An 11,733-nucleotide genomic window follows, 5' to 3' on the forward strand; every position below is an offset into this window, starting at 1 on the left:
TGTTTATACTCTATGAGCCACCGTTCCCGACAATTCCGTTGTCGGGCAGTGTCTATTTCCTTTTCTCTTTCCCATTTACAAGGTAAACAAACGTCCCATACTTCAGCTTCACTTTGTTCTTCTTGATAGCCTTGCTGATGGCATTGCTTGTCTTCTGGTAGGCATTGGTCACGGCTTGCATTCCCCATTGCGAGAAACTGTTGTTCGCTCCACTCTGGTCGATGTTCATGTTGCTCTGCATAGCACCGCTCGCCACATCTTTCGTGGTCTCACGGAACTGGCTGCCGGGGACATACAGTCCCTCCAGTCCGTCCGTGTCATAAAGCGAAAGCGAAACCTTTATCAGCTCGTCATCCACAAGGATGGAGTTGATGCTACCCTTCACTCGCTGCGAACCGAAACCGCTCATGGTGGCATAGAGGTACGACCCTTTCTTCACCACGGTCTCACCAATCTCAATATCGTCCAACAGTCTCAGCCGCACCCTCGACCCGTCCGTAGCCTTCACGTCCTCGTCAATGATGGCCTTGATGAGCTTTGGCTCATGCTCGTTCTGCGTCAGGGTGTTGAAATAGTCCGAAGTCACCTTCACCTTCTTCACCACCTCCTGTGCCTTGTCCTCCTCGTCCAGTGCCTTCACCGCCTTGCTGTCCTCGGCAATCTGACCTTTCACCTCAATCTGCTCCTTGGGAGGCCCAGCCTGTGTGGTATCCTGGGCCACGGGGGCAACTGCCGCCTGTCCTCTCAGCCTCGCTTCGGCGAGTGCCTTGTTGAGTGCTTCGAGTGCTTCCGCTTCTCGCGCCTTGGCATCGGCCACTTCGGCTGAATCGTCCTTCTCTTCTGCCTGACGGACGAGTTCCGCAAGGTCTTCTTCTGTGTACTTGGATTCATACGCTTCTTTCTCTTCTTCGTTGTCACGCTCAATGTTATCAACAGCCGAATAGTCTGCTATGCGACCATACGACTTCGCCATGTTCTCATACTTGCCACCGATGCCGTCACCATTCTTAATCTGCGCTCCGGGCAGGTTGGGGTTCAGAAACTCGGTGGTCTGCAGGTTCTTGTCCTGCGTTTCCGCCACCTCCGTATTGAACATGTCAAAGACAAAATAGCCTGTGGCAATCAACGGGATGTACACGATGGCTGGCAGCATGTACTTCGGCTGACGGAAGTTTATCTTATCTGTTATTCTCATCGCTGTCTGATTTTGATGTTACTGACTTGTCTCGATTCTCCTCGTTGGTTCGATGCGTCACGGGAGGAGTGATGCAATGGGCTGCATTCATCATCTGCTTCATGCGCCCTTCCTGCCGCTCGATGGCACTTGCAGCCTCCGTCCGATGACCGTAATACCGCACCATCCTGTAGATGTTGATGCCGAAGCACGTGGCGACAAAGCCGAAGACGATGACGAGAAACAGCGTCTTGTGGGCATTGGCAAAGCCTTGCACCTTAGCCGCCGCACGGTCTATCCTCGCGGTCTTGGCAAACTTGCGCCCTGCCGCCACCTCCTTCTCATACCGCTTCTTGTACTTGGGGTCGTTCTTGTCGGGCATATCCTCGCCCACAAGCATCCGTCTGATTCCTTTTACACTCATACCGCTAGGATATTAGAAGTTTGACTTCGACTTCTGCTCAATATCCTTGTTGAGCAAGGTTCTCCAGTTCGTGATGAGCAGTCCATGAGGATTGTTCTCCGTCCTCGGCACGCGCTTCACCTGTCCCGCCGTCACCAATTCACGCATCAGAATATTGCTCCTTCGCTCTATCCTTTGCCTACCGTAGTAGGTGAACTCCATCTTCTCCTTGTTGAACTTGATGCTGTCGCAAAAGATGCTGAACACGGCACTCGTACCCATGATATTGTTGTAAAAGCCCTTTTCCTTCAGCGTATTGTACTGCGCCAAACCAGTTTCATCGACCAAATACATCGCCTTCTCCATCGAATAGCGGATGTACTTGTCATCGGGAGCAAGCGTAAAGAAGTAATGGTGGAACATCTCGATATGGCTCTTTGCCTCCACATCCAGCGTTTCCTCCATCGTGGTGCGGTTCACCAGTATGGGCACGTTGCCGTCCAATACATACACCTTTTGCTGCGCGTCCGTCACCATGCAGCGCGCCGTCCAGATGCTCGACACCGAGATGATGATGCAGCCCATGAGGAACGCAGAGCAGATGATGCCCACCAGCTTGATTTTGTTTTCTAAGTTCTTGATTACCATACGTTACTGCTTGTTTGAGGTCTGATTTCTCTTCATTCTCACATATTCACGGTGCAGGATGGTGTATATGTCCTTCTCAACTTCTTCCACCAGTTTGGCGTAATACTTGATGCAAGCCTCTACGTAGATGCCTTCGTATTTCAGTTGGATCCACACCCACCAGATGTCACGTTCACGTCTCCGTCGATTTCTGTAGATTTTGGCACGATGCAAGCGATAACTCAGGTAATCTACCATAGGCACTACATACTCGTCGTTATCCTCAAAGCCTTCTGCCATCTCCTCATACTGTGGGTCGATGTAGTTGTTTTCGGAATTGAAAAACTCTTCCTTTGCACGCTTGTTGGCAAACGCCATGAATTTCTCATCTTTGAGCCAACGCTCAATTTCATTTTTTGCTTTCATTTTTCTTGATGGTTACTTTTATTTGTTTCAATAGGAGGTGCGGTGACTCACCGCACACTCACATGTTATCTCATCACGGTCGCCATGGTTCCCGTAGCCGTCATCTTGGCTTGTTGTGCCACGCCCTCGCCGAAGTTTCGGGTTGAGAAGGCGGTGTCGCCCTCTGGTATCATCCATGCCGCAAGGTCGGGCACGAGGTTCAGGCATTTCAACGCCACGATGCTCGCTGCCATCAGATAGCCTGCCGAGAAGAACGAGTTTTGCAGATAGGCTGCCATCGTCTGCTCACTGGCGGTGATGGCCGTCAGGTTCTCTACCTGTATGCAGAGCACAATATCAAACAGCAACAGGACGTAGAAACCGACGAAGTAGAGCATGGCTCCGTAGAAATGAACTGTCAAATAACGGGTTAGCCACTTCGCCCACGCTCCTTCCCACTTGGGCAGCAACGAAAATGCCCATTGTATTGGACCGAATATAGTGAGCATTCCGAGCAATATCTGCTGACAGTATATCGTCGCCCACCAACCGATGCGGAACACGATCAGGGCTATCAGCATCACTATCTTGTCGATGCCCACCACGGCCCCTGCCGTCAGTGAGGTGAACCACAGTTTGCTGGCATCCTTCTCCATGTTGGTCACTTCGTCCACGCCCGTCTGCTCCATCGTCGCCTCTATCAGGTTGGGGTCTGATGTGCCCTTATGCGCCACGTCTGCCTGTGCCTGGAGGTCAGTGTACATCGAGTCCCTGACATATACCAACTGCTGCACCTCCTCAAACTTGTCGGAAATTTGGGTCGCCTCTGCCTCATAGAGGTCGTGGGTGTAACTGCCGATGCAATTGGGAATATAGGATAGAAAATCCAATACGCACCAGCTGCTGCCGCTGTTGGTCATGCCTGTGTCAGCAGGTGGGTACCACCAACAGAGGATGATGCTCACCACCAAGGGCTTGAACAGTTTCATCACGTCCAACGGTTCGTTCTTCACCATCATCTTGTAGGCCATGCTTGCCGCCACGATGATAGAGAACAGTGCCGCCAATGCCATACACATTTGGAGGATCCACCAGAACGGCCCTTGTGAGCCTGTGAAGGTGGCATCGGTCAGGAACTCGTTGGTCTGGAATATCACATCGTCAATCTCCTCTTCGAGGATGTTGATGCCGAAATCGCTGAGTATGTTGTCTGCCATCAGTGCCTGGTTCTATTGTTGATAATCTCTTTGATAAACTCTATGCCTTTCGGTGTCCATGACAGATAGAAGTGGTAGAAGCAGCGCATCCTGCCTGTGACATATACCGCAATGCCCTTGTCCTGAAGGTCTTCACGCAGTTTCCACATTCCATATTCCTTGGTGATGATGCCTTCCTCTTTGAGGGTCTTCACAATCTTGCCGTAGTAACTTCCGACATATTTGTGAAGCTTTGACATTGAAACTACCTCTAAATCAGATGGCATATAATGCTCATCAACGATGGGTGTCCTGCCGATAACGCTGATTCGCTTCGGCATCCTTGACATCTCCAACTGCCACTTGCCGTTTTTCCTCTTGGCGGCATAGAGACGTAACTGTATTTTTGATATTGATTCCATAGCTATTTCTTTATTTTATGTTCTTTCGATAACAGGAATGACTCCCACGCTCTTCAGTTTCTCATAGAGGAAGCGGCGACCTTTCTGTGTCCATTTGGTGTTCATGCGCACATCCTCCGTACCGTCCTTGTGTTTAATGAGGTAGGTCTCGCTGGTCACATAACCGCAGTCCTTGTAGTCGGCATACAGAATCCACTGCTTGCCACGCTGATACTGGATGTTCATCTCCTTCAGACGTCGGTTGAAGCGGATGGACGACTCGCCATAGTCCTGTGCTATCTGTGTGACCAGGACACTGCTCTTCGTGGCAAGGATGATGTCAAGGTAACTCACCTTGTCCTTCATCTCCGTCACCTCCTGTTGCAGGTCATCCACCTTGGATCCCAACTCAACGATGCGTGTCCTTTGGTGTTCACACTCCTGTTCGACAAGCAGACGCTTTTGTCGTTCTTCCTTCAGATTGACTGCTAACCGTATCAGGAAGTCTGGCTCTGCCAATGCCTTCTCGATGGTCTGCTGTGTCATATAGGCACCATGCTTGCGGATAGAGGGGAGCACCTCCGATGTCACCCACTTGCGGAAACGTTTGGCTTCGGGTTTGCGACTGTCAAGGATGACATCATACAGTCCGTCTTCATTGATAAAGTTTGTAACCTGTTCTCTTCCAAGACTATCCGAGATGGGGTACTTTGAAAGTACATCATCCGAAAGTCGTTGTACCAACTTGCTGGTTTTTAGTCCAAGAACTCTTGCCACATCAGCCAAACAGAACAAGGGTTGCTCTGGTGTTCCTGTGGTTCGGACTGCTCCAAATTCCTCGTTGTTGAAAATCTGAATATCGTTCATATCTCTATGCTGTTTTGTGATTATTTCTTCTCTTCCCTTATTTCTATCTGTTCACACTTTCTTCACCCTCACCGCTGTTGGCATCATCGCCGTCAGTGCCTGTCGAGCTCCTCACGCCCTTCATGTTTTCCTGCCAACGGCTCTTGGCATCGCTGATGATGCTGCCTTTATGTACTACACGGTCGTTGGTGGCTGCCAAGAGGGCGGTAGTCTGGCTTTGGGTGTTGAGCTGCACAAGGTATTTCAGTAGTGTCTCGTTCTGTGTCGTCAGGTCGGCATAGATGCTAAGATACTGCCGCTTTCTCTGTGCATTGGGCATATAGGCATCCTTGGTGGCTTTCACGGCACACTGGTACATATTGTACAGTTCCTCCCACCGACGCTTGTCGTTGATGGTGCCTCCTGTAGGGATGATATGGTCTATGTTCGCCTTCATCTTGTCCAACTGACCGTTGATCTTGCTGCTTTCGGCAAGCCAGGCGAGGTCTATCTGTCGGTCGGCTACGTTCAAGGCTTCCACCTCAGCACGCTTGGTGAGGGCAGAGTCTATCTTCTCCGCATCATCTACTTGGTTGTAGAGGTTGATGCCGGCAAGAGTGCGGAAACCTAACTTGTTCTTCTCTGCCGCTGTCTTCTTATAGTTGTTATGTAACAGCCAATAATAGAACTCAGGGGTGAGAGAACCGCCACCTGTCTCCATCACCGTTATCTGGTTCTGCTTGGAGGAGTCGTGGTTGTAGGTCACGCTCTGGGCTGTGGCTTTGATGGTGGTTGCTACCGCCATGATGAGTATCATTGTCTTCTTCATGTCCGTTCTTCTTTTGTTTACAATCCGTCAATAGTCAAGTTTTCCTGCCACTTTCCATCGGCTGAAGGCATCTTCCAGTATCTCTTCCTTCGTCCTCGTCCGATACACCTTCTCCTTCCAATAGCCCATGCGCAGCTGCACATACCGCCATGTCTGGAAGTAGGCTTGGTTCAGATGTTTTTCTATCAGGTCCAACGAATTGTTGATATTGTCCAACACCATCAGCAGGTCGGAAGTTGAACAGGCTGCCGCTCCTGTGGCATACAACACGAGGTCGTTGACGCTATGGTAGAGTTGGCTTCCTTCGTTGTATATGTTGTCGATGGCTTTCTTGTTGATGCTGATGAGCATCGTGTCAGCCAGTTCGATGTGTTTCCGCTTGATGACCTTATCATTGAAGTCCTCCAACAGGTTCTTGTAGTCACTGATGCGGTCGCTCACCGTCTGGTAGGTGCTCTTCACGTTCAGCACCGTGCGCAACGACTGGTACATCACATCGATGATGTCGAAGGCCCGGGTGTATTTGTCCAAATCCACATTCAGTTCCTTGTATTTGCCCACCTCTTCACTGCTGTATTCATGCAGCAGTTGATTGCTGTACTCCAAAGTGCTGCGTGCCAGCAAGAGGCTGCGCTGCTTCTTGTGGTCGTTGATGTATGCTTCCACCGATACCGCATCGAATCCCCATTGCGCCAAGGCTGTATTGGGGAAGAGGGTAATCAGCAGGAGAGCTATGATGATGGTATGTCTCATTCTCCGTTCCTCCCTCAGTTTTCGTTCTCGTTATCTTCACCATTCCCTCTGTTAGGGTCTGCATTCTCTCTCCATCGCTCGTAGCACTCTTCAATGAGTGTCCTTCTGCGACCTTGGTCTGCGTCGATTGAAGGAAGAATGTCCTTCAGCACGTCAATGATGCTGCGCTTGTAGTGCATCATTTTTTCTAATGATACCAAGTCGGCGTAAATCTTGGTGATACGGCTATCTACTTCACGGGCTATCTCCAGACGGTCGCTCGACCAGAGCAGGTGTATTACATCGTCATTGTCGGCGGTCTGGGTTGCCTCGCTCTTGGCATATTCTGTGGTGATGCTGCACGACGGGAACTCCTGGGCTATCTCCGAGATACGGCTGTTCACCTGCCTCGTCTTCTCCTCGTCAGAGGCATTCGGGTCAAGGGTCAGCACATCCACCACCTGTGTGTCGGTGTATTCCGAGGTCAGCTCCCACGATATTTGCAGTATCGCACGGTGTATCTTGATGCCAAGGAAGTACTTGGGCTTCCTTGCAATGGACAGTGTCGCCTTGAAGGTGATAATGCCGTTGATGTTGGGCATGGTGGCAGTTCGGACGTAGGTGTAGCCGTTCCACGAACCGGCACCTTGCCACGTGAGATTGTAGGCTGACTTCACATCCTGCATGATGGCAGGGATGCGGTAGTAGTCATCGGTGGAGGTGGCATTGTCGTTAGCCGCCTCGCTCTTGGCATTCTGTATGTCTGCCAACTGCTGCTGCCATGTCGCCAATTCCTTCTTCAGGTTGTCTATCTTCGTCTTGTTGACATTATGTTGCTGCCGCAAGGCAGGGGCTTCCTCCACAGAGGCATTGGCTATCTGCGTGAGCAGGTTCCTGTTCTCTGTCTCCAACTGGCTTATCTGCGCCTCCAACAGGGCTATCTTGCTATTCGCCTCACGTTCCTTCTCGTCCAGTTCCGATAGGTCGAGATTATTTTCTGATACGCTTGTCCTCATGGCGCATTCCTTGCTGTGGGCATTGAGCGAACCGCCGCACTCACGGCACTTGTACTGCGTGCTGCCCTGTCCGAGGGTGACACCGTCCGAACAGGTGACGCTGATGGTCACGCTCTCCACGCCCTTCAGTTTGGCGGCATCGGTGGCTTGATAGTAACGGCGTGCGTCACTGCCGATGTAATAGACATAGCCCTCCTCGTTGTCGTTATACTCCGAGAGACGTGCCTGCAACTGACGCTTGAAGGTATTCAAGTCCATGCTGTAGGAGTCGAAGACATCCTCATACACCTCTTCCACGTTGTTCCAGCTCTTGGTAACGTGTATCTCGTAGGCGTAGGCCTTCTTGGTCTGCTTGCCGCCACGGCTGATGATGTACGACGACATCCAATAGTTCATCGTATAGGTGAAGCCGTCGCTCTGGGCGTTGAGCTGCTGCACACGGCTGCGGCTCCATCCGGCATGGTTCTCCGAGTTGGCCAGTATCTGCTCTCGCTGCGTGCTGTTAGGGTAGAAGTTGGGGTCGGAGGTGTTGATACGATACCAATGGTCACCGTTCAGAATACTGTTGTCATCGGTCGGCGGATAGTAGTCACAGAGGCTTACGCTGCCTTGGTCTCGTCGGGCAATGTACCAACGCTGTGTATAGTAGTTGCCCTGCGTCTCGCTCAGATAGTCTGTCATCCACGAGGTGATGTTGTAGTTGGAGAGGTCGAAGAGGGCTGCCACGTTGTCCTCGCCACCCACCAGACTAAGGAGTGTGCTGCCGATGCCGTTCTCTGCCTGTTCATAGAGGTCATGGTAGTTGTCATAGATGTCGATGATTTTACTCACCTTGCCATTGAAAAGGTCGTTGAAGGCACTCTGCTGCAAGAGTGCGCCTGATGCCCCGTTGATACCTGCCGTCGCCAACGATGCTCCCATATTGTAAAGCGTCTCGATGTCGGCGGTGAGGTTCTCCACGGTGAAGTTGCCGGGCACACTGGCGATGTCATCCAACAGCTGCTGCCAATCTACATTGCCTATCTCCGAGAGTTTGAGGATGGCGGCTATCTCTTGGTTGATTTCCAAGAACTGAATGTCGGCAAAGGTCAAGCTACTGTTGGTCACGACACTCTCAAACTGCATACACAGCGACTTTGTGTCGGCGCATATCTTCATCAGGTAACTGCCCCAGTAGAGGGCGGTCTGCGGACTTTTCAGCATCATTCCTGCCACCGTCCATATCTTGGGCATAATCTTGTTCGCCACCATATTGTGGATGCGGCGGTAATAGTAGTTCTCCGTGCTACTGCTCCAAATGCCGAGGTCGGTGAATGCCTTGCGCTCCAAGAACTTGGCAGCGAAGATGCCGGCAGTGGCAACCTCTGCGGCATTGTAGTGCTTCAAGATTTCGCCCACCTGCTCGTTATAATAGCTCTCTGCCATAGCTCCAGCACCGAATGCGGCAGCCATGGCGGCAACGATCTGCTTGTCGTAGTTCACGCTGTAATACTGCGCATGAACCCTTCCCACGACAAGTGTAAGACACATATATATTATAATAAGGTATAAACGTCTCATTGCTTCACTACTTTACGTTTTTACTACTTTCAGTTTCTACTATTCCACTACTTTACTACTTGTAGTATTTACTATTGGTAGTATTCACTACTAATCGTATTTACTACTAATCGTAAATACTACCCAGCCACCGTTCCCGAAAGTTTTGCTTTCGGGCATCTGGGCTTTACGTCTATTCCGGGATTTCCGTTTCCATCAATCAGCCCCCGTGCTCGCCGTGTCAGCGGCGAGTGGCTCCATCGTCCGTCAAATTGAGCACATGCCCCGCCTCATTGACCTTCTGCGCAAATGCCAACGACTTCCCGATGCCACTGGCATCCCAATCTCTGCAATACCGCTCGATAGCCTCCTGATGTCTGCACTTCAGTTCATGCTTATAGAGTTTCAATGCCTCCTTCTCAGCTCGCTCGGTGGTGTAGGTCATATAGCACTCGTGCGGCTCCTCCACACCATACACTCCGCTCGTCGATCCACGTCGGATAAACACCTCACGGAAGAAACTTCTTCCCTCCTTGTTATCCAAGCGGTTGACAGTGAATATCTTCTTGCAATCCACATCCGTCAATCCTAATATCGCCTTGATCTCGTCGAATCGCTCACGAAATTTGCTTTGGTCGAGCAGCATCACCACGTCGGAGTTGTTGATGATGGCTTCCTTCACGATGGGACTGCCGATGATGTCCTGTATCTCCTGTGTCACTACGCCCACGCTCGCCCAGAACTTTCGGGCTGTCTTGTATAGGTACTTGATGTACTCGGCCATCAGCGGCGAGGCGATGGCTTTCCATGCCTCCTCGATGACAAGGCACTTGCGGTTCTTCTTCAGGCGCATCTTCTGCAGGAACACGTCCATGATGATGAGCGTCACGATGGGGAAGAGCTGCTTGTTCTCCTTGATGGCATCCACCTCGAAGACGATGAAGGTCTCGTCGAACAAGGTGCTATCCACGTTCTCGTTGAGAATCTTGTCGTACTTGCCGCCACGGTAGAAGTTTTGGAGCATATAGGCGAAGTTGTCGCAGTCGATGGTGGTGATGTTGTTCTCGATGCAGATCTGGTCGAGACGCTCACAGGCGAACTCATAGAATGAGTCGAAGGAGAGGGTCTTCACGCTCAATGCCATGCGCCGTTCCTCCAGTCCCTTGATGAGTTTCTCCACCTTGTCGTGTATCTGCGTCAGCTCCGTGCCGCGCCGCTTCTCCATGGTGGAGAGGTTTTTTCTCAGTGTCTCCTTCTGTGAGGAAGGATAGGGCTGCACACCGTTGAAATAGAAATCGTAATACTCCGTCACCAACTGCTCCACGACACGGAACTCCAGTTCGGGTATCTGCGTCTCCGAGCCTTTCCATATCAGCAGTATCAGGTTCTTCAGGAAGTCTATCTTCTCAATGTTCAGCTCCCGCTTGCTGATGTTGAAGGGGTTCATGGTGATGGGCTTGTCCTCCGTATAGGCGATGTACTTGCCGCCCACATACTCGCAGAGTCCCTCATACGAGTTACCCGTATCGACCATGACGATGTCGGTGTTCTGCTCCCACAACTGACGCACCACGCTGTTCATGTGGAAGCCTTTTTATATCTCCTAACACGCTGAGCTACAGCACTCTCTTGAAAACAACAAATTCAAAACGGTACAAATTTTGAACAGGCGAAAATCTATAGTTCAAAGCACTCGGCAAAGAGAAAAAACTATGACAGGGGTAAAAAGTGGTTTTAAGATTATTTATGAAAATATTTTGGGTAATTTTGGCTGATTGCTATCCAAAGAGCGCATTTTTGATAATAAGTCCCACCTCCATCAGCCATAAAGAGTGTGACAATCGAAAAAGAAAAAGAGGGATGAGAGAGCCTTCTTGGTGGCTTCAACATTGGGCGAAAATGGATGTCTTGTACCTCAGTTGTATCTCAGTCGGCATATATTGCTGATAGACAATGCAGGTTAATAATTCGGCGGCAAGTCATCACATGTTTAAGCTCGCATTGTATAGACCGCTCCTTGTTAGGACAAAGTGCAAACACAGTTAGATTTGTTCGCCTGACGATACTATTTTACCCAAGAATGTTGCCACAGTCCACTAATTTTGCCTAATTCGCTAATTCTATTAAAAATTTCGCCCATAACATAGTGGCTCTTCCAATAATAATATGTATATTTGCACAATAAATCTAGTCTGAATGAATATGGAATCAAACGAGAAACCCATTATCAACCGCATCAAAGTGGTCCTGGTGGAACAGAGAAGGACAAACAAATGGCTGGCAGACACTCTTGGAAAAGACTGCACTACAGTTTCAAAATGGTGTACCAATACGGCACAGCCCGGATTGGAAACATTGGTAAAGATTGCAGAATGCCTGGATGTTGATGCCAGAGAATTGATTGTTCCAACAAAAAAAAGAAGTTTGGATTGCAGATATGCCAGAACATATGATTCACTTAAATGGCGATAAATTTTTAGGTCCAAGATAAACCTAAAATCCGCAACTATCATCCAATACACGATTAAGGGTAGATTTATGAGTCGTTAGTAGCAGCTTTCAGTA

General features: G+C 50.1%; 11 protein-coding genes and 1 pseudogene. 1 reads left to right on the plus strand and 11 read right to left on the minus strand.

Annotated features, from left to right (window positions below; genetic code table 11):
- Window positions 1-52 precede the first annotated feature (52 nt).
- From traM to I6E49_RS11350, 11 genes and pseudogenes are all read right to left on the minus strand, one after another.
- The gene (traM, locus tag I6E49_RS11300) at window positions 53-1,195 is read right to left on the minus strand and encodes a conjugative transposon protein TraM (protein WP_170079237.1); all 1,143 of its coding nucleotides are present in this window, start codon (window positions 1,193-1,195) and stop codon (window positions 53-55) included.
- Window positions 1,179-1,598, minus strand: a complete 420-nt coding sequence (locus I6E49_RS11305) for a hypothetical protein (protein ID WP_005816127.1) — start codon at window positions 1,596-1,598, stop codon at window positions 1,179-1,181. The genes traM and I6E49_RS11305 overlap by 17 nt, the downstream gene beginning before the upstream one ends.
- 12 nt (window positions 1,599-1,610) lie before the next feature.
- Entirely contained in the window at window positions 1,611-2,225 is a 615-nt protein-coding gene (gene traK, locus I6E49_RS11310) for a conjugative transposon protein TraK (RefSeq protein WP_005816126.1), read from the minus strand.
- 3 nt (window positions 2,226-2,228) lie between these two features.
- A complete protein-coding gene (locus tag I6E49_RS11315) occupies window positions 2,229-2,630 on the minus strand; it encodes a hypothetical protein (protein ID WP_005816123.1) in 402 nt (133 codons plus the stop codon).
- A 65-nt stretch (window positions 2,631-2,695) separates the two neighbouring features.
- Window positions 2,696-3,826, minus strand: a complete 1,131-nt coding sequence (locus tag I6E49_RS11320) for a hypothetical protein (protein ID WP_005816122.1) — start codon at window positions 3,824-3,826, stop codon at window positions 2,696-2,698.
- Window positions 3,826-4,227 (minus strand): hypothetical protein, encoded by a 402-nt coding sequence (locus I6E49_RS11325; RefSeq protein WP_005816121.1) that lies wholly within the window; start codon window positions 4,225-4,227, stop codon window positions 3,826-3,828. Before I6E49_RS11325 ends, I6E49_RS11320 begins: the two co-directional genes overlap by 1 nt.
- A gap of 15 nt (window positions 4,228-4,242) precedes the next feature.
- A complete protein-coding gene (locus I6E49_RS11330) occupies window positions 4,243-5,073 on the minus strand; it encodes a phage antirepressor (protein WP_005816120.1) in 831 nt (276 codons plus the stop codon).
- Window positions 5,074-5,116: 43 nt separating this feature from the next.
- Complete coding sequence (locus I6E49_RS11335) at window positions 5,117-5,881, minus strand: DUF5045 domain-containing protein (protein WP_005816119.1); 765 nt, start codon at window positions 5,879-5,881, stop codon at window positions 5,117-5,119.
- A gap of 27 nt (window positions 5,882-5,908) precedes the next feature.
- Window positions 5,909-6,634: a hypothetical protein gene (locus I6E49_RS11340; RefSeq protein WP_005816118.1), complete on the minus strand. Its 726-nt coding sequence runs from the start codon at window positions 6,632-6,634 to the stop codon at window positions 5,909-5,911.
- 14 nt (window positions 6,635-6,648) lie between these two features.
- The gene (locus I6E49_RS11345) at window positions 6,649-9,189 is read right to left on the minus strand and encodes a hypothetical protein (protein WP_005816117.1); all 2,541 of its coding nucleotides are present in this window, start codon (window positions 9,187-9,189) and stop codon (window positions 6,649-6,651) included.
- Window positions 9,190-9,409: 220 nt separating this feature from the next.
- Window positions 9,410-10,762, minus strand: a pseudogene (locus tag I6E49_RS11350) (TraG family conjugative transposon ATPase); the annotation flags it as partial.
- 608 nt (window positions 10,763-11,370) lie between these two features.
- Here I6E49_RS11350 and I6E49_RS11355 point away from each other — a divergent pair.
- The gene (locus tag I6E49_RS11355; protein WP_329772410.1) at window positions 11,371-11,640 is read left to right on the plus strand and encodes a helix-turn-helix transcriptional regulator; all 270 of its coding nucleotides are present in this window, start codon (window positions 11,371-11,373) and stop codon (window positions 11,638-11,640) included.
- Window positions 11,641-11,733: the final 93 nt, after the last annotated feature.

This window comes from Leyella stercorea (assembly GCF_021531655.1).